This is a genomic window from Chitinophaga sp. HK235, assembly GCF_018255755.1.
Taxonomy (GTDB): Bacteria; Bacteroidota; Bacteroidia; order Chitinophagales; family Chitinophagaceae; genus Chitinophaga.
On record NZ_CP073766.1, the window covers coordinates 6,631,031 to 6,655,021 of the forward strand.

23 protein-coding genes and 1 tRNA gene are annotated in these 23,991 nt (G+C 40.9%); 13 read left to right on the forward strand and 11 right to left on the reverse strand.

Going from position 1 to position 23,991, the window contains the following annotated elements; translation table 11 throughout:
- Positions 1–276: 276 nt before the first annotated feature.
- From KD145_RS25245 to KD145_RS25270, 6 genes are all read left to right on the forward strand, one after another.
- Complete coding sequence (locus KD145_RS25245; RefSeq protein ID WP_212002607.1) at positions 277–2,640, forward strand: mechanosensitive ion channel family protein; 2,364 nt, start codon at positions 277–279, stop codon at positions 2,638–2,640.
- A 90-nt stretch (positions 2,641–2,730) separates the two neighbouring features.
- Complete coding sequence (locus KD145_RS25250) at positions 2,731–3,666, forward strand: DUF2268 domain-containing putative Zn-dependent protease (protein ID WP_212002608.1); 936 nt, start codon at positions 2,731–2,733, stop codon at positions 3,664–3,666.
- Positions 3,667–3,955: 289 nt separating this feature from the next.
- A complete protein-coding gene (locus tag KD145_RS25255) occupies positions 3,956–4,366 on the forward strand; it encodes an AraC family transcriptional regulator (RefSeq protein WP_212002609.1) in 411 nt (136 codons plus the stop codon).
- Positions 4,367–4,680: 314 nt separating this feature from the next.
- Complete coding sequence (locus KD145_RS25260; protein WP_212002610.1) at positions 4,681–5,280, forward strand: short chain dehydrogenase; 600 nt, start codon at positions 4,681–4,683, stop codon at positions 5,278–5,280.
- A gap of 310 nt (positions 5,281–5,590) precedes the next feature.
- Positions 5,591–6,130: a carboxymuconolactone decarboxylase family protein gene (locus KD145_RS25265; RefSeq protein ID WP_212002611.1), complete on the forward strand. Its 540-nt coding sequence runs from the start codon at positions 5,591–5,593 to the stop codon at positions 6,128–6,130.
- Between the two features lie 453 nt (positions 6,131–6,583).
- On the forward strand, positions 6,584–7,291 hold the full coding sequence (locus KD145_RS25270; RefSeq protein ID WP_212002612.1) for a Fic family protein: 708 nt from the start codon (positions 6,584–6,586) through the stop codon (positions 7,289–7,291).
- Between the two features lie 897 nt (positions 7,292–8,188).
- On the opposite strand, the gene KD145_RS25275 is transcribed toward KD145_RS25270, so the two are convergent.
- The 5 genes from KD145_RS25275 to KD145_RS25295 form a co-directional block, all read right to left on the reverse strand.
- Positions 8,189–8,719, reverse strand: a complete 531-nt coding sequence (locus KD145_RS25275) for a nuclear transport factor 2 family protein (RefSeq protein WP_212002613.1) — start codon at positions 8,717–8,719, stop codon at positions 8,189–8,191.
- A 127-nt stretch (positions 8,720–8,846) separates the two neighbouring features.
- Positions 8,847–9,419, reverse strand: coding sequence for a dihydrofolate reductase family protein (locus KD145_RS25280; RefSeq protein WP_212002614.1), 573 nt, complete (start codon positions 9,417–9,419; stop codon positions 8,847–8,849).
- A 21-nt stretch (positions 9,420–9,440) separates the two neighbouring features.
- Positions 9,441–9,920, reverse strand: a complete 480-nt coding sequence (locus KD145_RS25285; protein WP_212002615.1) for an SRPBCC domain-containing protein — start codon at positions 9,918–9,920, stop codon at positions 9,441–9,443.
- A 4-nt stretch (positions 9,921–9,924) separates the two neighbouring features.
- On the reverse strand, positions 9,925–10,251 hold the full coding sequence (locus tag KD145_RS25290) for a helix-turn-helix transcriptional regulator (RefSeq protein WP_212002616.1): 327 nt from the start codon (positions 10,249–10,251) through the stop codon (positions 9,925–9,927).
- Positions 10,252–10,622: 371 nt separating this feature from the next.
- Positions 10,623–10,910, reverse strand: a complete 288-nt coding sequence (locus KD145_RS25295; protein WP_212002617.1) for a GIY-YIG nuclease family protein — start codon at positions 10,908–10,910, stop codon at positions 10,623–10,625.
- A 293-nt stretch (positions 10,911–11,203) separates the two neighbouring features.
- On the opposite strand from KD145_RS25295, the gene KD145_RS25300 reads away from it, so the two are divergent.
- The gene (locus tag KD145_RS25300; RefSeq protein ID WP_212002618.1) at positions 11,204–11,668 is read left to right on the forward strand and encodes a hypothetical protein; all 465 of its coding nucleotides are present in this window, start codon (positions 11,204–11,206) and stop codon (positions 11,666–11,668) included.
- A 132-nt stretch (positions 11,669–11,800) separates the two neighbouring features.
- Here KD145_RS25300 and KD145_RS25305 read toward each other — a convergent pair.
- Positions 11,801–11,874, reverse strand: a tRNA-Asp gene (locus KD145_RS25305).
- A 130-nt stretch (positions 11,875–12,004) separates the two neighbouring features.
- Here KD145_RS25305 and KD145_RS25310 point away from each other — a divergent pair.
- The 3 genes from KD145_RS25310 (at position 12,005) to ltrA (ending at position 15,828) form a co-directional block, all read left to right on the forward strand.
- A complete protein-coding gene (locus tag KD145_RS25310) occupies positions 12,005–12,913 on the forward strand; it encodes a glutamate--tRNA ligase family protein (protein WP_212002619.1) in 909 nt (302 codons plus the stop codon).
- Between the two features lie 121 nt (positions 12,914–13,034).
- Entirely contained in the window at positions 13,035–13,904 is an 870-nt protein-coding gene (locus KD145_RS25315) for an MBL fold metallo-hydrolase (protein WP_212002620.1), read from the forward strand.
- 655 nt (positions 13,905–14,559) lie between these two features.
- Positions 14,560–15,828 (forward strand): group II intron reverse transcriptase/maturase, encoded by a 1,269-nt coding sequence (ltrA, locus tag KD145_RS25320; RefSeq protein ID WP_212001735.1) that lies wholly within the window; start codon positions 14,560–14,562, stop codon positions 15,826–15,828.
- Positions 15,829–15,943: 115 nt separating this feature from the next.
- Here the strand turns inward: ltrA and yiaA are convergent, their stop codons facing one another.
- A complete protein-coding gene (yiaA, locus tag KD145_RS25325) occupies positions 15,944–16,366 on the reverse strand; it encodes an inner membrane protein YiaA (protein WP_212002621.1) in 423 nt (140 codons plus the stop codon).
- An 80-nt stretch (positions 16,367–16,446) separates the two neighbouring features.
- Entirely contained in the window at positions 16,447–17,010 is a 564-nt protein-coding gene (locus KD145_RS25330; RefSeq protein WP_212002622.1) for a Crp/Fnr family transcriptional regulator, read from the reverse strand.
- 342 nt (positions 17,011–17,352) lie between these two features.
- On the opposite strand from KD145_RS25330, the gene KD145_RS25335 reads away from it, so the two are divergent.
- Together KD145_RS25335 and KD145_RS25340 are read left to right on the forward strand one after the other, a co-directional pair.
- Positions 17,353–17,784, forward strand: a complete 432-nt coding sequence (locus tag KD145_RS25335; RefSeq protein ID WP_212002623.1) for a hypothetical protein — start codon at positions 17,353–17,355, stop codon at positions 17,782–17,784.
- Positions 17,785–18,086: 302 nt separating this feature from the next.
- Positions 18,087–19,190 carry a DUF2911 domain-containing protein gene (locus KD145_RS25340; protein ID WP_212002624.1) on the forward strand — a complete coding sequence of 368 codons (1,104 nt, stop codon included), beginning with the start codon at positions 18,087–18,089 and terminating at the stop codon, positions 19,188–19,190.
- A gap of 252 nt (positions 19,191–19,442) precedes the next feature.
- Here KD145_RS25340 and KD145_RS25345 read toward each other — a convergent pair whose 3' ends face one another.
- Both KD145_RS25345 and KD145_RS25350 read right to left on the reverse strand, forming a co-directional pair.
- Entirely contained in the window at positions 19,443–20,036 is a 594-nt protein-coding gene (locus KD145_RS25345) for a dihydrofolate reductase family protein (protein ID WP_212002625.1), read from the reverse strand.
- 789 nt (positions 20,037–20,825) lie between these two features.
- Positions 20,826–21,701: an alpha/beta fold hydrolase gene (locus KD145_RS25350; protein WP_212002626.1), complete on the reverse strand. Its 876-nt coding sequence runs from the start codon at positions 21,699–21,701 to the stop codon at positions 20,826–20,828.
- 103 nt (positions 21,702–21,804) lie between these two features.
- Here KD145_RS25350 and KD145_RS25355 point away from each other — a divergent pair, with 103 nt between their 5' ends.
- Positions 21,805–22,167 (forward strand): MerR family transcriptional regulator, encoded by a 363-nt coding sequence (locus KD145_RS25355; protein ID WP_212002627.1) that lies wholly within the window; start codon positions 21,805–21,807, stop codon positions 22,165–22,167.
- Between the two features lie 80 nt (positions 22,168–22,247).
- Here KD145_RS25355 and KD145_RS25360 read toward each other — a convergent pair whose 3' ends face one another.
- The gene (locus KD145_RS25360; RefSeq protein WP_212002628.1) at positions 22,248–23,159 is read right to left on the reverse strand and encodes a hypothetical protein; all 912 of its coding nucleotides are present in this window, start codon (positions 23,157–23,159) and stop codon (positions 22,248–22,250) included.
- Between the last annotated feature and the right edge of the window lie 832 nt (positions 23,160–23,991).

Sequence of the window (23,991 nt, forward strand, 5' to 3'; positions counted from 1 at the left end):
TCAAAGCTCAATTTTTTAATAACTGAATTAGCTGCTTAACGTATGCTGGATTTCTCATTCCTGCCAATACATGATTAATGCCTGAATATCAGCCCCTCTATCTGCGATATTTCCTTCAGATAAAATAAGAAAATATACAAAAATATCATTATCTTTATTCCGCTTTTAATTGCTCCCCATAACCCGTCACATCTTTTAATACTTGTTTTAACTTTCCCGTCTGGGCGTATGCTTTTTGAATGGGACATTATTTCCTATACACACATGACAAAATCAATGCATGGTACATGCACGAAGGGGATACCAGTATTACTTGTTTTCCTGTGCTGTTTTAATTTTTTTGGAAACGCGGCTAATGCGCAACCTGGAAAAGACTCCGTCGCCGCAGCTACGCCCGGCCCCGTGAAGCTGAGTGCCGACAGCCTGTTGATACGGATGGAGGAGCTCCACAACACCCTGAACCGCATCAATGATATCACTTCCCGGGGATTTGATACACGCGGTATGGAGGGAGAACTCCCCGAAATAAAATCCAATCTGCAAACTATTGAAGATAACCTGAAGCTATACAATAAGGTTTTAAATATCCGCAACCTGCAAATGTTCCACGTATTACTGGCCGATATGCGGGAACATCTGGATGACTGGCGCTCCCGGTTGTTCGACTACAACAAGGAACTCGTGAGAATGAATGCAGAGATGATGGCCTTCACCAAAGATTCCTTTGTAAAGCAAATCAAAGCAGACACTACTTTCAGGAAATTTTACCTGCCTGAATTAAAGGAGTTAAAAGGCAAATGGGATGAGGCACAGAAAGCCACCACACAGCATCTGGATAAAATTGCCGTATTGCAGGCGGGTATTTCAGGCAGTTATTTTAAAGCGATAGAACTGGAGAATAAGGTCAATGAACAGTTGCGGATTTTTAGTATTAAATCTTTCGGTAAAGAATATAATTACCTGTGGGAAGATAAAAGCCGTACTGATTCCTCCGCTGCTACGCTGGCTCAGCAATCTTCCAAATCATTTGAAGGACTGGGAAAAATACTGAATTATTATACCCGCAACCATTCCAATACCTGGTTATGGATGTTGTTGATAGGACTGGTATTTTTCTTCCGGGTGAATAAACAATTCAGAAGAATAAAAAAGGGTGGCAGCAGCGAATTGCTACAACCGCCCTACATAAAGTATCTGCGGGCTCTTCCTGTTTTAGGAACGCTGGTGATCATTCTTAATATCGCCTCTTTCTTTGACCTGCATGCACCGTCGGCTTATATAGATTCGTTGCAGTCCTTTTTACTGTTTTTACTGACCATCTTGTTCTGGCGCAAGTGGGAACGCCGGATGTTTGTTTACTGGATCGGCATTTTTGTATTATACCTGCTTACGACGGCAACCGCGGCAGCTGTTGTACCTGATGTGCGTGTCCGGATATGGATGCTGGTACTGAATGGTTTGTCTGTAGTGACCGGTTTGTTTATTTATTTCCGCATTTACAAAAATTTATCTGCCGGAAAGCTGGTTAGAATTGTGTCTATGGTCTTCATTATTTTGAATGTACTGGCGGCGCTGTTCAACCTGTATGGCCGTTTAAGTATAGCTCAGGTGTATAGTACTGCTGCAATCGCCGGTTTATTGCAAATGATTGGCCTCACGGTGTTTATACAGATCATGGAAGAAGCCTTTTACCTCCAGATGCAGGCCAGCCGGATAGCAGGCGGCATTACTGCCCGGTTTGATTTTGAAAAGGTACGCGCAGGACTACACAAAATGCTGGTGGTGCTGGTGGTGGTATTATGGCTGATGGTGTTTACCACCAACCTGAATATCTACAATGAATTATATAGTGGTATCAGCAGCTTGATCACCGCACCCAGAATTATTGGCAATACTTCTTTTACGCTGGGCAATATTCTGTTGTTCTTTGTGATTCTGTTAATTTCCAATCTTTTCCAGAAGTATATCGGTTATTTTTTTGGTGAGACAGATGAAGACCTGGTAGGTGAAGTAAAAGAAAAAAGCTCCCGATTGCTGCTGTTACGCCTGCTGGTGCTGGTGGCCGGTTTTCTGATTGCCATCGCGGCTTCCGGTTTACCGATGGATAAGATTACCGTGGTACTCGGTGCCCTGGGCGTAGGTATTGGTTTGGGGTTACAGAATATTGTGAACAACCTCGTTTCAGGCGTGATCCTCATCTTTGAACGTCCGCTGAAGATTGGCGACTTTGTAGAAGTAGCCGGACAGAAAGGTCGCGTAAAAGATATTGGCATCCGATCCAGCAGAATGGTGACTACAGAAGGCGCAGAAGTCACCGTACCTAACGGCGATCTGCTATCTTCCAAACTGATTAACTGGACACTCAGCAATAATCATATACGAACAGAACTGCTATTCACCATTGCTCCTTCCGCAGCGTTGCCGCTGGCGAAAAAAATTATCCTGGAAGAGGTGTCCGGTTCGGATGCTATTATCGGCAAAGTAGCGCCTGAATTACTGGTGAAGAGTATTAATGATAGCAGCGTAGCGCTGAAGCTACAGGTATGGATTCAGAATGTACACCAGGAAGAAGCATTTAAGAGCCGTATGTTACAACAGGTCTATCAACGGTTAAAAGATAATGAGATTACGATGTCGTAACAGGGAATGCTATTGCTTCAGCAATTTATTGGTTACATTTTATGTTAACGAGGAAAGATGTTTAAATTTATTCCCTCAACCAATTATTATATGCACTTTATTAAAAACGTTATCATTTTATTGCTAACATCATTTGTTACAACCACTCTCAGTGCACAAACGAATATATACTATTCAGACATAGATCTGTTTTGGAAAACATTTGATAGTGTACATACTGTTAATGACGCTGCACAGCAAATACAACTAATACAGACCATGTATCTTGATAAGGGAACCAAAGGATTAAAAGAACTGGCCCGCATCAGAAACTGGACACCCTCAAAATTTCAGAAAAGCTTTTTTGCTCATCCCGATTTCTGGGCATCTATCAGGCCTAACACACTGAAAGTAAAAGAGCGTAAAGCTGATATTGAAAAATTAATAACGGCATATAAAAAACTATATCCCCCATTTAAAACACCGGCAATTTATTTTACTATTGGATATCTTGAAACTGGAGGGACTACTACACAAACGGAAGTACTAATAGGGACAGAGATTGGGGCATCAGACAGCACCACTAATTCAGTGGGACTTACCCCTTTTTTACAAGACTATTTTAAAGACAATAAAGGTATTTTGGAGATTGTGGCGCATGAACTCTCTCATACCCAACACAAAGGAGGGGATATGGAGGAGAATGCCCACACAAACCTGCTTGGATTTTGTATTGCGGAAGGCTTATGTGATTTTATAGCGGAATTGTTGTTACAGCACCCGTTAAAAACGCCGTATATGCGTTATGGTAAGGAGCATGAAAAGGAAATATGGCAAAAATTTAAACAGGAAATGCATGGGACTGAGTTAAAAGACTGGTTATATAATACTGATGATCTGGGATACTTTGTAGGATACGCCATCTGCAAGTCTTATTATGAGCATGCCACAGACAAGGCTAAAGCGATCGATTATATGATAAACTTAGATAATGAAAAGATTGCTGATTTAGATAAGTTTTTGGCTGCTTCCAGGTATATGCAGTAGCTCTTGCTGTCAAGACATCCAAAAACAACAAAACCCCCAGATCTTACGATCTGAGGTGCGCGGCGGAGGTTACAACTTTCGACACTTTTTGCTCGGGATCTGATCTGTATACCGGAATTTATTGAGAAATATCGCAAAGAAAAACCCGGGTTTAATTTTAAGTGAAAAGCCCAAAATAGATAAAGTAGTTGCCAGAACGTATTCCTTTATCTATTGTGACACTATAAGATGTTCATTCGCTTAGTCGGGCTACCCAGTTCCGGCTTTTTATCGCCTAAACATTCATTTTTTGACATCCGAAAGTTTGAGGATAAAATCAACGTTAGCAAACGATGCCCGGCAAGACAACCAGACAGCAGACATATTGTTGGTTTCCCGTTTTCAATCATTGATTGAAGCGCTAACGACCAATGAAGAGGCAAGCCCGGGAATTCGTCAGGCATCTTTTTATGCAGGAAAATTAAACGTTCATCCTAATCACTTAAATGCAGTTGTAAAGCGGATAACAGGTAAAACAACCTCAAGCATTATCCAAAACCAACTCATGGCTTCTGCAAAATCTTTACTTATCCAAACCAATTTGTCCATAAAGGAAATAGCGTTTAAGCTTCATTTTGTTGAACCTACGCACTTTAATTCCTTCTTCAAAAAAAATACAGGCATTACACCACAACAATACCGCTATAATCAACATCTTTGAATTTTGTCATTCTTGCGTTGATAGGAGTTATCGTATCATTCTTTTGTTGCTGCAATTTTGTATCATCAATCTTCACAAAAAAGAAAGAAAAATGAAACAGAAAATTCAATTCAACAGCGATGAATTAGTATTGGTTGGAGACCTTTACACGCCCGAGACCAACGCGAAGCCGACAGGTTCTTCCATAAGGCATACAAATTAAAGCCAATTCAGAAAATAATCGTAGATTATTAAACGAAAAAAGGTTGCTCAACAAATGGATTTTGGCTGTTAGTAATAACCCAGAGAAATAACTAATAAATAATAAATGTTGTATGAAAATATTGATTATTGGCGCCAATGGAACAATTGGTAAAAAACTTACACCACAATTAGCTACACAACACGAGATAATAACAGCAGGAAGAAACAGTGGTGAAGTCAGGGTGGATATATCTTCCGAAGAATCAATTAAAGAAATGTTCAAACAAGTAAAGAATGTTGATGCTTGTATTTGCATTGCGGCTTCCGGCCCTTTAGATAATTTTTCAACTCTTACGGAGAAACAGCTTTTAGAAGATTTTAAAGGGAAACTATTTGGTCAGATGAATTTAGTCCTAATCGGTCAGAATTATTTAAATAACAATGGTTGCTTTACTTTAACTTCTGGAATATTTGCCGACATTCCATATAAAGGAGTAACCGGTGGGGCTATAATAAGTGGCGGTTTACATAGTTTTGTATTGTCAGCATCAATAGAATTGCCAAAAGGACTAAGGATAAATGTAGTAAGCCCCAGTATGGTTGAAGACTCTGTGGCGGATTTTGGACATTTATTTCCGGAATTAAAAGCAGTTTCAATGAATCAATTAGCTGATGCTTACGAAAAAACAATAAACGAAAATATTACTGGTCAAATTCTTAGAGTCTATTAAAAGGATCGTCCTCTGGAAAAGCCCTGCGGAAGAAAGCACTCCGAATACCTCTTCGATGCATAGCCTACTCCCGGCACGGCTTCATACTGACCCGAAACTATAAAAAACGGAAACAAGACAAGGGAGGCCGTACACGATCTGGGCTACTGGATATCGAAGATGGACGAGAAGGGCGTGCCGGGAGATTATTTTAATCTGTCTTTTCGATGGCATTATAACGGATTTGTCCATGTAATAACATTTATAGTCCATGTTCTCCTTACCTGCTATGCTATAGCTTTGTGGTACTATAACAACAAAAACAAAGCATATGAGCAATATAAAAGTTCCCGGTAAAGGACAGGTAAGCACCGAAGCACAGGTAATATTTGATCAGTTACAGCACCGCCTGGGAAAAGTTCCTAACCTATACGCTACTATAGGCTATTCGGCGAATGCATTGAAAGGCTTCCTGGAATTTGAAAGCACATTAAACGATGGGGCATTTACCCCAAAAGAAAGAGAAGCCATCGCGCTGATTGTATCGGAGCTGAACAAATGTGATTATTGTCTTTCTGCACATACACTCCTGGCTATTAAAAATGGTTTTACCAGGGAAGAAACTTTGCAGATCAGGAGAGGAGTAGTTGATGACTCTAAATTGAATGCCATTCTTCAATTGGCCATATCCATAGTAAAAAATAAAGGGAAAGCAGAACAGGGACTGATATCAGCCTTCTTTGAGGCAGGCTTTAATGAAGCGGCCATGATGGAGCTGGTAGGCCTGATAACAGTAAGAGTATTTACTAACTACGTTTATGCATTAACAGATATCCCTGTAGATTTTCCATTAGCAGTACCTATTCAGTAAGACATCTCCAAAAGAATAAAAAAACAATAAAATGAAATCCTATTGCAAGGCCGCAGCAGACACTGGATACTACACAGTATGGGAAGAAATTAAAGATTGTTCCGGTAGGAGGAGTGGTGAAGTGGTAGAAGAGTAGCTGTAGAATACTACTGAGTAAAAACAAAGAAGCCTTCAAATCTTAAAATTTGAAGGCTTCTTTTGCGGGGTGGAGGGGACAATGTTCGAACCTGTTTGCCACTGATTTTGAGAAAATCCACCAATTTATGAGGCTAGCTATATATTAAAAACACTTGTAATAAATAGCTTAGGATTGAGCTTATAAAAATATTTTCTGAAGACTCCATATTTTAAGTTGCGAAGCTTAATACAAAATTAAATTGGGTATAATTGGGTAATTTTATGAGCCCCGGAGGTGTTATCCCTGATTTCAGAAATTGACGAATTTAAAGGTGCATGGCGTGCCTTAGGGCAACTGGAGCGAAATTAACCGACCAACAAGTAGAAAAATTGCTTGGGAACTTAGCTATAAAGCAGTTTACATCTCGCGATGAAGAAGAAGTTGCCGGATATGCAGATGTAATGAACCTTATTTTTGAGAATTACATATACATCCCGTTAACTGAAGGCTACATTCAGCAACTTCACCGGGAATTATTAAAGCATAGTTCCAAAGACAATTGGCATCGGGGGAATTACAAAAAATCACCAAATCACGTTGAAGCTTTTGATCAGGATGGTAAAAGCCTTGGTATTGTATTCGAGACCGCCAGCCCTTTTGATACACAATTACGCATGCAGGAACTTGTTAGCTGGACTGTTAATGCTATTGAAACGAAAGTACTTCATCCGCTTTTAATAATATGTATTTTTATTGTGGTTTTTCTTGCTATCCATCCATTTCAGGATGGTAATGGCCGGTTGTCGCGCATTCTAACAACAGTTCTTCTACTACGAGCAGGGTATGCATACGTGCCATATAGTTCTCTGGAAGCCGTTATTGAGCAAAGTAAAGAGGGATATTACCTTGCTTTAAGAAGAACACAAGGCTCATTAAAAACTGAAAATCCAGACTGGATGCCCTGGATATTATTTTTTTACGCGTCCTTCAGCAGCAGAAAACCCGATTGGAAATTAAAATTGAACGGGAAAAGCTTCTTTTAGGGCAGTTACCAGAATTATCTATAGAAATACTTGAACTGGCAAAATCTAGAGGCCGTGTAACAATCAGTGAAATAGTTGTTTTAACAAAAGCCAATAGGAATACTATAAAAAAACACCTGGAAAGTCTCGTCTCTGCTAAGCACCTGCAACAACATGGCGCTGGACGTGGTTCCTGGTATTCTATATAGAGTGAATGCTGCGGCGATGGAATAAGTGGACTTAGAATTACACATTGCCCATCTGTCAGTTCTTCTTTTCTTTTAGACATGCTAGGTGAGATTTGGTAAAAATTGGAAGCGATTTGAATATTGAGGACTCAGGGAATATCGTTGTGCAAAATTTGCCCAATTAGTCTTCCATTTCTGAAATACATGATAACATGGTACCCAAAACTTTCTTTTGCCAATGGCCTTCCTTTTAAATCAGATTTCCCATCATAGAATGTATCTCTAATAAAGGTCCATTCCAGTATTTTCAATACCACCTTTTATCGACAGATTATCCGGTTGCCCGTAATAGACAATTGCTTTCCGCTTTATATCACCAAGTTTAAAACTCTTGCTTGTTACAAAGTAGAATGCACTTATTGGGTAGTGTATCAAAAATGTGGGTTGCCCAGGCTAGCTTACTTTTGGTGTATACGTTCTAAGAGTAAGTAATAGAATTATGTTATTGATTATAAATGATCCCAAAAGGACTTCCGATGCCGTGATAAATATTTTCCTGCAATAATCGTAGAAAGCAAAATACACAGTCCCACATTTACTACACCATCCAAAAATTCTGATCAAGAGCATTTGCCCGCTCAAATAATAGATAAGACAATGTGTAATGAATGTCATCCTCTTCTGTGCTTAGAGGCCGAAAACACTCATCACATCTCATCTAAATAGGGATTTACGGTGTTGACAATCTTTTGTCTTCCCAATCAATAATTAGTTTTCTTTTTACAAATAGCCATTGATTATTTTGACGGGTATAAGTATCATAATAGCGAATAGCTTCGGTTAGTAATATTCTTTTTCCATCTTCAAAAAAAATATGATGGGCAAGACATTGGACAATCCCAGTTGTATCATCCCCGAATTTGATCGAGTTCTGCCCGTTAAGGTGAAACGTCATATTGTATTTTTCTAGGCCCTTGAACGCTTCTTCTAATTCTTTGCGCCCTTTTAATACGACAATAGGCTTACTTGTATCGGGCTCTGACCGATAAATTTCCAACGTACCATTTTCAACAAAAAGAGCTGCCTGCCGTTGAGCTTTAGTCCTGTCCGCGTAATATGCAAAACTGTCAATTAACTCGCGTATAGCAATGTCATTTCTGAATTCATTTGAATTTAGTCGCCTTACGGAATCCAGGACGGACTGCGATTTTACAGAAAAAGTCTGTGCTATAAATAACAGAGTGATTGTTACATTTTTCACATAGTGGATTTGAATTTGCCGACCGTTAGCTTTTATATATCAGTCCGGATCATTAATCTATTGATGATTTGTTAAGGGAACTTTCAATCATTGGTATAACAAATAATATCCTGTTAGCGGTTCGTTGTTATTGTCTGTCCACTGTGTAATTCAGTTCAGTTACCCCACTAGTAAATTGTCTGGTAGTCAATAGGTTTAGTTTTATTTTGTCTTTGATGTCTACAAACAATGGAATGCCTCGTCCAAGAATAATTGGATTAACAAATAGCCAATAGCCATCAATTAAGTTCTGTTGAATAAGTGAATGTGTGGCTGTCGGGCTACCAAAAAGCAAGACTTCTCCACCTGCCTGTTGTTTTATTTCGTTTATTTTATCTGAAAGGTTGTCGCTAATAATTGTTGTATCAGTCAAACCCGCGTCTTTCATTGTTTTCGATAAAACAACTTTGTGAACTTTGTTATACCACTTTGAATGTTTAATGTCGTGGTTGGTCGCATCCGGCTTGTCTCCTGCGGTAGACCAGTAATTTTCCATCATCTGGTAAGTTACTCGTCCGTATAATGCTGTATCGGTTTCGCCGATCCGCTTACCGACATGATCAAAAATTTCTTCACCAAGTTTGATCCAGTTCATCTCTCCGTTCGGTCCTGCTACAAAACCGTCAAGCGATATGTGCATAAATGAAATTATTTTTCTCATATTTTCTTTTTTTATTATTATTTATGGTTTGTTACTTTCTAATATTTTAATATAGTTTTCAAGTCGATTTAAAGTCTGCTTGCCGCCTTCAATGGCATTTACCCGTCTATTCAGTTCTTCAATAATTTCTTTTGACTTAAATATTGACTTCATTGTCAGTAATGTTTTTCCTTCAACCTCAGCAAATGAAATTGAAACCGTAAAGTTATAATCTTCGCTTTCGCCAAAATGTTTATAAGATAAAAGGGAAGGTTTTTCTACTTCCAAATACTCAACTTTGCTATCCCAATCCTGTCCCCAACCATGCATAATAGAATCCCAGGTTTTGCCAGATGCTACATTCATTGATTTTATAGTCAGCGAAAAACCATCTGGCCCCCACCATTCTTTTATATGCTCCGGGGTGGTCCATACTTCCCAAACCAAATCCCTTGGAGCATCGAGAATTCTCGTATGTATAAGACTGTTCCCTTCCTGTTTGAATGTATTGTATTTCTCCATCTCTCTATTTTTTCTTGTTTTGAATTTTAGCCAGATAATCTTGCAATGAGTCAAATTTATTGTCCCAATAGTTTCGATATTGATCTACCCAGTCTGTTACTTCCTTTAATCTTTCGAGTTTGGCTTCGCAATATCTTTCCCTACCTTGTTGTTTGATTACAATAAGACCACAATCGTTAAGAAATTGTACATGCAATGAAACTGCTTGACGGGTAATATCAAACTCCTTGGCAATAGCATTAACATTGAGTGATTTCCGAGCCAACATACCAATAATTTGTCTGCGGGTTGGATCTGCTATTGCCTGAAAGATGTCTCTTGTTGGTGCCATGTTGCGCAAGTGATTTCTTGCAAATATATACGCAAGGTTTGACTTGCGCAAATTTATTTTAACTATTCCTATAAAAAATAGACCTATTATCGTTTTTGGGCTTTGAGACAATACACTATACAGGAATTTGTTCCTTTTTCTAAAACGATTGTACTAATATGCAAACAGCTAAGCTCTACATAAGAGTCAGTACGGATGAGCAGGCGATAAAAGGCTATTCTCAAAGGAATCAACAAGATAGCCTGATTCTTAATTTTCGAGGATCATTCCGCGAAGACTTTTAACAGGCCTTCATGGCGGTAATGATGGTAAGTTTCAGATGCAATAAACTACTGCCTGCCGATCTTCATTTGGGCGTATATATAATAATCCTATTCTTGCTCGTTTTCTAAGCAATTATTAGTTTCATAATATTCTTTCAATGTAGCTTTAACAATTATATCCACAATGAGGTCAAGTAACGCTTTTTTCTCTCTTATTAGCGCTTCTCTCTTAGAATAGAACTGTTCCACGTAGATTAATTTCCAGGGTCTTTTATTAGCAGTGGATTTAGTATCTCCTGCACTATGTTGTCTGAGCCTTTCGTGATAGTCTTGGGTAAATCCTTTATAGAAGGAGCCATCCACCAGGCTTTGGAGGATATAAACATAGTATACCATAACAAACAATGAATTTAGGTTACAAACAAAAAAGCCTCTCAAGTACGACTTGAGAGGCTTTTGCGGGTGGAGGGGACAACGTTCGAATCTTTTTGTATCTGATTTAATGAGAATCAGTGCTTTTATAATAAAGGATATAATTTTATATTTATCTTATAGTATTTGGTTTAATTGGGGTTAAGATAGCCTTCATTCATAACGTGATAATTACAAAAAGGTATTTGATCAGTAATAGAACTGATAGTGCCATGTTACATTTCGATTTTTTTTAAGAATGCCTATATCCCATTTCTATGAAACAAGTTTTCTTTTTGTTTTCAATTTCTTTGTTTGCATTTTGTCATAGTAGTAATGTAACCAATAGTAAATCAGATACAATCGTAGCCCCAGCAGTGTCGGACTCCCTTGCAGATAAAACTGCCGTGCAATATCCAGTTTATGCTACTGATAGCACCTTTTTTAAGATAAATAATCAGTTTCCCTGGTTGGGTGATACCATTCGCAGTTATATTCAGCTGTCAACAAACGAAATGGTGAAGTTATTTGTTAAGGACAGCTCTATTGTATTTATGTACGACGGGTATGAAAAAACAGATACCAGTGGCTATGTTAGTGTACGATTAGGTGCAGACATCGATAACGGAGAGGGTACAGTATTCACAACTGCTGAAGTTATATCTGTCGATATATTGAGTCGTGAAATATATAAGTATGATATTGCTGCTGATTCTGGTTACCTGTGGATTAGGCCACAGTAGAAAATAGATAAGATAATTAGGAATGATAGATGAATAAAGCAATATAAACTGACCGGGGAAAATTAAACTGAAATCGACTATAAAAGAAAAACCCGTCTCGGCTTAGCCGAGACGGGTTTCTGGTGATCCTCGCGGACTGGACGGGACTCGAACCCGCGACCTCCGCCGTGACAGGGCGGCATTCTAACCAACTGAACTACCAATCCTTTTCCCTTAAGGGAGCGCAAAGATAAAGATTTACTTCTCTAATTTCCAAGAGTATCGACATTTTTTTTCTGATAATGTTGTTTTTTCACCGGCAAGGGTATTTTTGTAGTAACGCATAAGCCATAACGGATGTATCAGAAATATCATAGAACCCGTATTGCGCCTACTCCCAGCGGTTATCTGCATCTGGGGAATGTGCTTTCTTTTGTGCTCACAGCCACACTGGCCCGTCGTCATGAGGCACGGATACTACTTCGGATCGATGATCTGGACCAGCCAAGGGTTCGTACTGAATATGTACAGGATATTTTTGACACGCTGGATTATCTGGAAATACCCTGGCAGGAAGGCCCTCGTAATGCTCAGGAGTTTGTTCGGGATTATTCACAGCTGCATCGTGTGGAAGTATACCGGCAGGCATTGGAATCATTGAAAGAGCAGGGCAGGCTCTTTGCGTGCAACTGCACCCGGTCTGGTCTGCAGGCAAAGAGTGCGGCATATAACGGAGGCTGTCAGATAAAGACCTTACCCTGGGATAGCCAGGATGTATGCTGGCGGGTATATACAGATGATCATCAGCCATTGTCCCTGAAGACTTATGGTGGCGTACTGGCTGCCACCCTGCCTTCCGACCAGGAATATTTTGTGGTGCGGAAAAAAGATGGCCATGCGGCCTATCAACTGACTTCCTTAGTGGACGATGATTATTTTAAGGTGGATCTGATTGTAAGAGGGGAAGACCTCTGGGCTTCTACGCTGGCCCAGCTGCATCTGGCCAGGCTGGTGGGCATCCACCGCTTTGGTGACGCTACTTTTTTTCATCATACACTGCTGATGGACGGCCCCGAAAAAAAACTTTCAAAGTCGGAAGGTGCTACTTCTGTACGTTATCTCAGGAAAGAAGGCAAGACCAGGAGCCATATTTATACACTCATTGCCAATAGGTTGGGTGTGGAAGCACCGGTGACAGGTTGGGAAGAACTGGGTAATATCCTGTTGGACCAGCAGCTGGTTTTCCGGCAGGGAAAACAGCTTTAACCTACTCCGTATCCCCTAACGGATTTGTCCATGTAATATCCTTTATTATCCATGTTCTGTTATTCTTCTGTTCAATAACTTTGTTCAATCAAAATCAACAGAAGAATAAAAGAATAATACAATGAAATCCTTAAAAATTCACCTGTTTATCCTTGGCATCCTACTCGCAGGATCAGCTACAGCCCAGCACAGAAAAACATTTCAATGGATAGGCGGACCTACTTACGTATTACAGCTGGGGAACTTCAAAATATTGACAGATCCTATGTTTAGCCCGAAGGGTGATTCGGCGTTTATGATCAAAAAACATCCTTCTACCGGAATGGCCAATGCATATATTCAGCGCTATATTGCACCGGCGACATTTGATACTGCCAATATAGACATCCTTCTGGTAAGCCACCCACACGCAGATCATTTTGACCAGCAGGCCAGAAATGCCCTCAATAAACAACTGAACGTGGTCGTTCCGGGTGCCAATACATCCACTTTACAAGGCTGGGGCTTTACGCATCTCAGAGGGCTCAACTGGGGTGATACGACCGAATTTAAAAAAGGAAATGAAACCCTGCGCATCATAGCCGTAGAAGCGATGCATGCCAAAGACGATCCATTAAAAACAGAGTTGGGAAAAGGAAATGGTTACATCATCGAGTATACTGTAAACCACAAGGTATATCGGATATATTGGACTGGGGATACGGTTTGGTTTGATGATATGCAGCAATATACCCGCTATGGAAAGATCAATCTGTTTATCCCTGATATGGGCGCCGTGGGCTCTGATGGCCACATTGGACGTCGCGGATTAAATTCCCAGGATTGTTTGAAGATAATAGAAACACTGCATCCTGATCTGATTGCACCGGTACATCATTCTACTTTCTCCATGTACATAGAGCCTATTGCCAGGCTACAGCAAACATTGGATACTACATCGTATAAGAAGAAGTTAAGGATTGTTCCGGCAGGAGGAGTGGTGGTATTGTAAGTGAGTAGTACCGGAAATGATAAAAATAAAAAGCCTTCAGGTTTTACCTGAAGGCTTTTTACGTAGTGCGCCCGGCACGGGCGCAAACTCTAGGGTGGAAGTCCCGAACGCGCCTTGATAGTAGGAAGCGTTAACTGATGGCAAGGGTGTCCTTCGTGAGAAGGAATCTGAAGGAAGCCTAAGGTAAATCTCCGGCCTGACGAACAGGAAGCAGATGAGAGGCAGTTAAATGTTGGGCGAGTTTGCTACACAAAACAAAGCCCTATACTATCGGAGACATTTAGCTGTAAATCTGACAGGCATATGGAGAGAAAGTTTGCGTTCTTACCCGGGGAGATCTGTGCAACTGCTGCCTTAAGGAGACGCGTATCCACTAAGGGGCAATGGATGGCAGAGATGCCATTGCAGGTTTTACAGAAGTCAGCTCTGGTCGTAGTACCTGTCGCCTAAACAGGAAAGGGCCAGACATCAGGAGCTTTGGAGTAAATCTGGAACTGGGAGTGTTGCCATGAAAGCAGAAAACTTACTCATTAGGTAAGGCTATATTAAGAGTATAGGGCTGGAAGCCTGAAGGTATTAATAAGCGCTGAGTTACACTTTGACGGAAAGAAAGAAACAAGGCGGACAGGACAGGAAAAAAAAATGCAGATGTTAAATGGAGTTACTGGAACGCATACTTGATAACCGTAATGTCCGCCGTGCCTATGAACGGGTAATGGCGAATAAGGGCAGTGGCGGAGTAGACGGGATCGGGATCGAAGGATTTAAATCCCATTTACAAAAGGTCTGGCCTTCGGTGAAAGCAAGGATAGAGGAAGGAAACTATCAACCATCTGCAGTAAGGAGAGTTGATATACCTAAGCCATCAGGTGGAACAAGGACATTGGGCATCCCCACCTTACTGGACAGGTTAATACAACAGGCTATAGCACAGCAACTGACAATTATCTATGATGAAACGTTCAGCGAAAACAGCTATGGGTTCAGGGCAAAACGAAACGCGCATCAGGCATTATTAAAAGCGCGGGACTACGTAAATGCAGGCTACAGTCATGTAGTAGACATTGACATGGCAAAGTTCTTTGACCGTGTGAACCACAGCTATCTGATGAATCTGCTGGGTCAGCGAATAAAGGACAGGCGTGTGTTACGTCTGATCCATAGTTACCTGAAAGCAGGAGTTATGATGGATGGGATAGCAACGGTAAACAGAGAAGGAACTCCGCAGGGAGGCCCTCTAAGCCCGATACTGTCCAACGTACTGTTGGACAAACTGGATAAAGAGCTGGAAATGCGAGGTCACCGTTTTGTAAGATACGCCGATGATGTGTGCGTGTTCCTGCGGAGCAAACGGAGCGCTGCGCGGGTTCTGGATAGCGTAAGTATGTACATTGAGAAGGAGCTGAAACTGGAAGTGAACCGGAGTAAGAGCACAGTAACACGGCCCTGGAAGGGAAAGACACTAGGCTATAGCTTCTACCACAAGAAGGGAGAAAAGGGACTGACGATTGCCCGGAGTAGCATAGCAAGGTACAAGTCCAAAGTCCGTGAAATTACCTCTCGAAGCAAGCCATACGCCATGTACAAGCGTTATGAGCTGTTGAGGCAATTAAACCGGGGTTGGTCAAACTACTTTAAACTGAACGAAGCAAAGAGCCTGTTCAAAGAACTAGATCAATGGGTTCAGCGGCGGATCAGGCAATGTCACTGGAAGCAATGGAGGTTACCGAGGACGAAAGTGGCAATGCTTATAAAGTTGGGGACGCCCAACTGGCAGGCATATCAATGGGGTAACACAAGAAAAGGGTCGTGGCGAATAAGCGGAAGTCCCATATTACAACGCGCTCTGAACAAATCCTTACTAAAACGGGAAGGGTACTTACCCCTTGCTGAGTTAAGTACCCTTCCAACTGTATTATTCTGATGGGCCGCCGTATACGGGACCGTACGTACGGTGGCTGGAGGGGACGGTGTAGGAATTAATCCTACACCTCCTACTCAATTATGCGTAGGGTTTAACAATCAGAATGAAAGGCTGACTACTCGCTTGGGGTTGAATCGTTTTGCCTTTGGCGGGCATCACGTGTATTCTTCTGTACAGCAATAACAGCAAACAGACTTAAAGTATAAGAAATTGCATAAAACCCTTTTTCGCTCTTCGTAATACTGGCATTCCATAAACCCACAGTTAACAATACGATCGACAGTAATGTGGAAAACCAGGACAAGCCATAGTAAATGTTCGTAACTGGTATGTTCTCCAACTGATCTCTTACAGATTTTTGTACAGATACCGCAGCAAAAAGTCCAAACATCAATACCGTGAAATAATATCCCTTTTCGTTCAGTGCCATCTCCACATTCGACAAACCAATGATAAAAGATGCCAGGCCCACAATTAAGGCTAGCCAGGAAGCACCTACGAAGGCGGCAGATGGTTGTTGCTGATTTCTTTGTTCCATAGAGGTAAATTTATGCAGCAAAGCTATCAGCAGCTAATGGCAAAACTTTTGACAATAGTCAAAAATCAGGTTTGTAATTGTTAAAACCGGCTACGGACACGGCTAAGTGTTTCCTGTGAAATCCCCAAATAGGAGGCAATATATCCCAGCGGAACCTTCTCAATGATATGCGGAGACTGCTCCAGTAACTGCTCATAGCGTTCGGCGGCCGTTTTGAAATGTGCGTTTACAAAACGTTCTTCCAGCCGTATATAATAGCGCTCATACGCCAAACGTACCAGGCGCTCCAGCTCATGGTGTTCGTCCATCAGACTGGTGAGCGATTCCTTTGAAATAGCCCATAGGATAGCTCCGTTCATTGGCTGTATATTCTCTACCGCTGGTTGCCCGGTTATGAAACTATGAAAAGAAGTGACAAAGTCATTTTCAAAACTAAACCAGTGCGTTATTTCCTTTCCATCCTGATGATAAAAGCCACGTAAACTACCTGCTTCCACAAAGTAAAGATGTCTGCATACCCTTCCTTCTGTAATCAGCATTTCATTCTTTGGTAATATCGTTTGCTTAATGCAGGCACGTAAATCATTACGTGCCTTTTCTCCTATATGATGGATTTTTGTTAGTTGCGCCAGTAGACGTTCCATACGGTTAGATATTGGCTAATAATTACACTGTCCTGCAGATGTTAGCCAGGTGAGCAAAAAACCTGAAAAATAGCTAATAAAACATTGATTTCAATAGTAGCACCCTCCAGTTGGACAATTTCACTGCAACCTTCTTTTTTTGACAGATGATCCTGTACATGGATAAAGTATCGTAGTATCAATAGTAGACAATATCAATTTTATCTACATAAAAACTATAAAAAATACTACTGATATAGGAACCAATTACTTCCGTTAATCCCAAATTTTACTGCAGAAATACCGCATGTTTCCCGGGGATATTCCAATTAGCAATATTGCTATGGTTCCTAAAAATTATTTATGGAAATAACTGCATTTTCAACCACCCAACCTATTACAACCAACCAGGCCGCAGACATCCTGGAAACACGTACCATGATTGCAGACCAGCTACGTCCAGCCACACTGAATGCCGCAATGCAATTGAGCGCCACCCACGAGCATTATGTACAGGGACAACAAAATGCATTTCTGTTCGATTTGCAGCAGCTGATAAATATGGCTAAAGATGCTGAATATCTGATGGTGGTAATGGGCGCTCATCCGGAAAACGATGGCGGATTTAAAAAAGGTGATCCCACTGTAATGCTGGTACCTTGTAACCACGAAAATATTAAGGAACAGGATGCTTCCGGAAAAACTATAAAAATGTCGTTTCCTGATACAGGAGATGATGACCCTATAGGATTGGAACATCCTCCTATTTTTACAATACTGGGATTTGAATTCTAGCAGCTGGCTATTGGCGGCTGGCTGCTGGTAGTCAGCCGCTAACTTTATGGGAATGCCTTACTGATGGAGCCGGCACCTCGTATAACAGGAAAAAGACCAAAGCTCCTGATCAGTACATCCGGCTGTTACCCTGATGCAGCGGCTATTTTGATGAGCGGTCAAAAAAAGGTAATATGTGATGGAGGAGTATGCTTGAATAGTGCTAACTTTTCTAGTCGTTGTTACATAGATAGGTACTACATACACCCCTCATGGTGAAGGTCCGGTAGTTTTTTTTTTATTCCCCACCAAAAATTCACGTAATGAAAAAGACAATCATTGCTTGTACAGTCCTTTTAATGACCGCTACTGCTCATGCACAGTTCAACAGCGTACCTAGTGGCGGTAATAAACGTGCTTCCGTCAGCGAAGGTATTGGTATCACACAGGTGACCATTAACTACAGCCGCCCTGGTGTTAAGAACAGGGACGGTCATATCTGGGGAGAGGTGGTCCATAAAGGTTTCGCTGATCTCGGCTTCGGTACCTCCAAGGCAGCACCCTGGCGGGCTGGCGCCAACGAAAACACCACCATTACGTTCTCTACTGATGTGAAGGTAGATGGACAGCCGCTGCCCGCCGGTACCTACGGCTTCTTTGTGGCCTATGATCCGAATGAAAGTACCCTGATCTTCTCCAAAAATGTCAGTTCCTGGGGCAGCTTCTATTACGACCCCAAAGAAGATGCGTTGCGCGTAAAAGTAAAACCAGTAGCTACCGATAAAAGTGTGGAATGGCTCAAATATGAATTCACCGATCAAACGCCCAGCAGCGCTACGGTGGCGCTGGAATGGGAAAAGCTGGTCATTCCTTTCAGGGTAGACGTTGACCTGGTGAACACGCAGATCGCCTCTTTTCGCAAGGAGCTGCGTGGCAGTAGCGGCTTCATCTGGCAAACATGGAATGCGGCGGCCAGTTTCTGTGTACAAAACAATACCAACCTCGAAGAAGCCCTGTTATGGGCTGATACCGCTACCAGTGTAAGTACAGGAGGCACCCTGAGCTTCCAGGCCTGGAGCACCAAAGCCGCTATCCTCGATAGCCTCGGCCGGGGACAAGAAGCTATCGCTGTCATGAAAAAAGCCTTGCCTTACGGCGATGTCAATGAGCTGTATTTCTACGCCAGGAATCTTGCTCATCTCAAAAAAGGAAAAGAAGCATTTGACATCTTTAAAATGGACTACGATAAACACCCTGATGAATTCCTTACCAACGCCGGTATGGCCCGTGGATACTCTGCACTCGGTGATTATAAGAAAGCACTGGTCTATGCCCAGAAAGCCCGCGCACAGGCCCCCGACATACTCAACAAAGACCGGCTTGAGAAAATGGTAAAGTCCCTCCAGGAAGGAAAAGATATTAACTGATGATCAAACCCGTGACCATCGATGGTTTGCCGTAAATGAGGGAATCGTGTTTTTCGCTTTATACAGGTGATGGGAAAAAGCATTGCTCTTAAATGCAGAAGGGGAACCAGAGCTGGTTCCCCTTCATTGAAATTAAAAAATTAATTGCGGGGTGAAGGGTAAATGGATTTTGTTCGGTGCTGGTCATAGTACAGGTGAGATTTCAGTGCATTACAGGCATTTACTGTGCGCTATTGGGCAAGCCGGGAGGCACTATGCAGGCTGATAAGTATGAACGACGATTCCGCGGGGAAATTGCTTCACAGCTACCAGTTTCAGGTCGAGCTGCTTTGTAAGAGCGGTGAAGATTGGCAGCCCCGAACCTAATGCGACGGGATGAATAGCCAGATGGTATTCATCGATGAGACCCGTTGCTATAAGATTCTGCATAAATCCTGCGCCGCCAATTGCTACAATCGGTTTCCCGAACCCGGCTTTAAGTTCCCTGATCCCTTCAGTAAGATCGCCGTCGAACACCCGCGCCTCGGCCCAGGAAGCCGCGGCGGACGACTGTTCCCCAGTTGCTGTATGCACAGGATCGATACCCTTAAATCCTTTTTTTGTGAAGAGGGCCTTGGGAATGTTGTTCATCGGCGCAGCAAACGGCCCGGTCGCAGTTGGCCAGTAAGGAGCCATTGCCTCAAATGACTTCCTGCCCATGATAATTAGCCCAGCCTCCCTGATTTTCTCGACACTCCAGGCCAATGACTCCTCGTCCCCAGTCTTGAAGACCCAATCTTTCTGGCCATTGGAGTCGCATACGAAACCGTCGAGTGAGACCGACATCTTCATGATTAACTTTCGCATAAGTCAAAAATTTGTTCCTCAAAAATAAGCCATCCCCGTGCAGCGGCGCCAGGGGGATGGCGACAAAGATGGGGGGTGATTGCGTCACATCGCGGGTCTAAGGAGGCAAAATTTTTCGAACTAAAAAAGCCTGATAAGGTATGATTTGTAAGTAATGGGGATTGTGTTCGAACAAAAAGTTATTTAACTTTCTATCGGTGACCCAAAAATAAATTGTAAACGTTATTGAATGTAATCAACTTATGGAAAGTTATTGGCCAACTGTTGTGATAAATCCTACCGGTAACTATGTACGACGGGTTTGAAAAAACAGATACCAGTGGCTATGTTAGCGTACGATTAGGTGCGGACGTCGATAACGGAGAGGGTGTAGTATTCTCAACTGCTGAATGTATATACATCGATATCTTGAGTCGTGAAATATATGAGTATGACATTGCTGCTGATTCTAGTCACCTGTGGGTCAGGCCACAGTAGAAAATGAATAAGATAATTAGGGGTGATAGATGAGTGTTGCAATTTAACTCAGATAACTATAAGCCCTCCGATTGTGAAATCAAATATCCTAAACGCAAAAAAGGCCTTCAGATTTATCATCTGAGGGCCTTCAATATTTTGCTAAACGTCTCCGTTTATTTAATGAGGACGAAAACTTAGCGTATTTGTCCTCGTATTCTTGTTGATGGTAAATATTGATAGAATTAATTTTGAAAGAGTCCTGTCAGGGGCTGTTCAACATTTGATTTGCTAATCAGGTCTCAATAAAATAAACAGGCAAAGATGAGCTGATTATCCCAAAAATGCCATAATAAGGGCGGCTACTTCCTGCGGCTTTTCGGAAAGCAAGAAGTGGCCGCTATCTTCAATTTGTTCCATGCTTACACTGGTTGCAAATTTTGTAAGGGAAGATTTCAGCATTTCATAACTATTACCACAAGCTATTCCAACTATAGGATTACTGATTTTGTTGTATGTTTTCATGTCCTGGATGTCCTGACCAAATGCCTGATACCATCCATTTGAAGATCGAATGCCTTCCGGACTGTCATAGGCCTGACTATAAACGGCTTTATCGAAGGCAGTAAGGCTGTTTTGATTTTTAAGCAATGCATTAAACACCCAGTCAATCACAATGTTCATTCTACCTGCCAAAAGTGCTTCCGGCAATTCTCTTACCTGATTAAAAGCGAGCCACCACGGGTAAGTATAATTTAGACCCGGTATTGGCAGCATAGGCAACTGATACATTGATTCGTCAGGGTGAGGGGTATCCAGTATAATTAATTTATTCGTTGCTTCGGGGTAATTGGCAGCAAAGCTAAATGCTACATGAGCGCCAATATCATGGCCGCCGATATGAACTTTTTCATAATTCAGGAGATGAATTAGCTCATATATATCCTTCGCCATATTTTTCTTTTCATAGCCGCCTAACGGTTTTTCGGAACTTCCCATACCTCTTAAATCAACAACAATAACCTTATATTTTGCGGATAGTAAAGGCATTACTTTATGATAAGCCCACCAGGTTTCGGGCCATCCGGGAATTAAAATCAATGGTTCACCCTCTCCTCCTTCCACAAAATGTAATCTAATTCCGTTAACCTCGGCGCTTTTGTTCACAAAACCAGATAGGGTTTGTAACAACTTCTGATCTGAATACATCGTAGTAGTTTTTTATAGAAATCTATTTGTCGGGCCAAACTTAAATAATACTTTTGAAACCTAAAACCATACAGTATACTATATAGTTTTAATTTTTTTTACAATGAGGTTAATTAATCAACTTTCAAAGGAAACAGGTATTCCAATAGGTACAATCCGATTTTACGAAAAATCAGGTCTTATAAAAGGTGAAAAGAAGCCAGAGGTGAAAACTAATAACTATGTTTATTATGGCGATGATGCCATAGATAAGTTGAGATTTATTCAAATGGCAAAAGCTGTCGGATTCACCCTAATGGAAATCAAGGAGGTTGTTGATGCCTGGTACCAGAAAAAAATTAGTAAAAAAGCTCAACTTGAAGTGCTGAACAGGAAACTATTACAAATTGATGAAAAGATGCAGGAACTAAATGAAATGAAAAAACAAATAGCTATCTGTAAGCAGAACATTGAGAAACGATTGTAAGGGTATTCGACTAGTCAATTATATTGCTAAATTACCAGTACCCGAGCATACAAAGAATTATGAGTATTGAGCTTTCCTGACTACTCCATTTTGAGTTTATGTAATACCAGATTTAATACATGCTGGTCAAATTCATCTTCATTAGTTATCCTGACGGGATGATCCGGGTAACTGGCATTAATATAAGCATTCTCGTAACACGTTATAAATGCTCCGGCATTAGGTAACTGATGCTCTATTGCGTATTCCCAACCTTTCATATAACCCAGGATCTTACGTTCGCTAAATTTATTATTGTCATCATCTTCGTCCCTATCTTCTCTATACCTGCCATAATAGTCTGCATAATAATCTCCGATCTTATTTGCATATATGTAAGCATATTTATCAGACTTACCATTTTGTATAGCAACATCATAGGCATTTGCGAACCTGTAACAATATTCCTCTACATATTCCTTCCCGGCCTTCAGATCGGCATATTGATGGGCAAAAACTTCAGACTTTCCTTTTTTCAGTTGTTCTTTGAAATATTTAGAATAAAGAGAGGATTGTTCATCCGGATCAGGTCTGGCAGCACCTTCGCCTTCCTCCATCAGGTAAATAAAATGCTTTTGATAATACTGATCAACCCCAAGTGCTCTGCAATGTACCTTTAACTCTTCAAGGGCCTGAGCCGGATCTGTTTTACACATTTCCTGGTAAGCATCATTAAAAGCATGTTGATGCTCTTCACTGGAATTTATATAAAGTGTTATCCAGCGTTCACTATGCCCGGCTTTCTTAAGAGCTATTATTTTGAGTGTTTTGTCAACTGCAAATTTGACACTATACTTCTTTATTTCTTCTGGTTGCCAGGAATCTTCTTCATGAAATGATATGATTTCCTGAATTAATATGCTGATAAAATCATCATAGAAAGCATCCGGTATATTATTTTCTTTCGCAATCTCACTTAATTGTGTCGGGGTATAATATTGATCCGTGATCATAACTGTTGTGTTTATAATAATAGAGAGTTAAGGCACGTTACTCCTCATTAAAGGATCATCATTCCTCATTATTCCAATAAGAAATAGCAATTTTATCATTTTTTCGTTAATCTAAAAAAAGATGCAGGCGCATTCGTTTATACAGCAAAATCAACATTTTTTATTCAAATCCCCCAAGTTTTCAACTTGATCCAAGGAAATTGTAAAAGGAATTCCAGCAAACCCATGCCAGCATTAGAAGCACTATAAACTTGCGATTTGCTTTTGTACTAAGCACACCAAAAGATAACGTGGCAGCATGGCATTTCTGGCATCCTTCACACCAATCTTCGCTATCAGTACATTGATACTGGCCTGACGCATATCTTCATTCTGAGATTGCAGCAAGATAAACGATTGATCCAGACTTAATCTGGTTTGAGACATAACGAGCTTGGCAGCCGTACAAAAAACAAGGTTAAAAAAATACAGATCCGCATCTCTTCTCACTATTTACTTTGATTCATTTTCTCAAGGAATTACAGGAGTTTATTTTTCATTTTTCTCATTGTTAAAATTATTCAATCATTCTTTTTTCACATCATGAAAAGATGATTTCATTGAACACCATAAACAGAATAATCACACATACTTTTTCATTAATATTCATGAATACCATCCCGTTAAACACAGTACAGCAGTAAGTCACAAGACAAAATAACGAAACAATTTTTTCATGTTATTAATTTATTAAGTAAAATAGAACTAAAAGTTAGAAAGTTTTCTATCTTACAAAAAGATATTTCGCACCTATAATATGTCCCTGTTTAAGATGTTTGCCCATAGGAAAGTG

Coding starts and splice junctions, on each gene's coding strand:
- KD145_RS25335 (WP_212002623.1), top strand. CDS start 17,353: ATGGAAATAACTGCATTTTCAACCACCCAACCTATTACAACCAACCAG.
- KD145_RS25350 (WP_212002626.1), bottom strand. CDS start 21,701: ATGTATTCAGATCAGAAGTTGTTACAAACCCTATCTGGTTTTGTGAAC.
- KD145_RS25250 (WP_212002608.1), top strand. CDS start 2,731: ATGCACTTTATTAAAAACGTTATCATTTTATTGCTAACATCATTTGTT.
- KD145_RS25300 (WP_212002618.1), top strand. CDS start 11,204: ATGAAACAAGTTTTCTTTTTGTTTTCAATTTCTTTGTTTGCATTTTGT.
- KD145_RS25360 (WP_212002628.1), bottom strand. CDS start 23,159: ATGATCACGGATCAATATTATACCCCGACACAATTAAGTGAGATTGCG.
- KD145_RS25245 (WP_212002607.1), top strand. CDS start 277: ATGCATGGTACATGCACGAAGGGGATACCAGTATTACTTGTTTTCCTG.
- KD145_RS25330 (WP_212002622.1), bottom strand. CDS start 17,010: ATGGAACGTCTACTGGCGCAACTAACAAAAATCCATCATATAGGAGAA.
- KD145_RS25310 (WP_212002619.1), top strand. CDS start 12,005: ATGTATCAGAAATATCATAGAACCCGTATTGCGCCTACTCCCAGCGGT.
- KD145_RS25290 (WP_212002616.1), bottom strand. CDS start 10,251: ATGGCACCAACAAGAGACATCTTTCAGGCAATAGCAGATCCAACCCGC.
- ltrA (WP_212001735.1), top strand. CDS start 14,560: ATGGAGTTACTGGAACGCATACTTGATAACCGTAATGTCCGCCGTGCC.
- KD145_RS25285 (WP_212002615.1), bottom strand. CDS start 9,920: ATGGAGAAATACAATACATTCAAACAGGAAGGGAACAGTCTTATACAT.
- KD145_RS25340 (WP_212002624.1), top strand. CDS start 18,087: ATGAAAAAGACAATCATTGCTTGTACAGTCCTTTTAATGACCGCTACT.
- yiaA (WP_212002621.1), bottom strand. CDS start 16,366: ATGGAACAAAGAAATCAGCAACAACCATCTGCCGCCTTCGTAGGTGCT.
- KD145_RS25270 (WP_212002612.1), top strand. CDS start 6,584: ATGGCGTGCCTTAGGGCAACTGGAGCGAAATTAACCGACCAACAAGTA.
- KD145_RS25355 (WP_212002627.1), top strand. CDS start 21,805: ATGAGGTTAATTAATCAACTTTCAAAGGAAACAGGTATTCCAATAGGT.
- KD145_RS25295 (WP_212002617.1), bottom strand. CDS start 10,910: ATGGTATACTATGTTTATATCCTCCAAAGCCTGGTGGATGGCTCCTTC.
- KD145_RS25260 (WP_212002610.1), top strand. CDS start 4,681: ATGAAAATATTGATTATTGGCGCCAATGGAACAATTGGTAAAAAACTT.
- KD145_RS25280 (WP_212002614.1), bottom strand. CDS start 9,419: ATGAGAAAAATAATTTCATTTATGCACATATCGCTTGACGGTTTTGTA.
- KD145_RS25345 (WP_212002625.1), bottom strand. CDS start 20,036: ATGCGAAAGTTAATCATGAAGATGTCGGTCTCACTCGACGGTTTCGTA.
- KD145_RS25265 (WP_212002611.1), top strand. CDS start 5,591: ATGAGCAATATAAAAGTTCCCGGTAAAGGACAGGTAAGCACCGAAGCA.
- KD145_RS25315 (WP_212002620.1), top strand. CDS start 13,035: ATGAAATCCTTAAAAATTCACCTGTTTATCCTTGGCATCCTACTCGCA.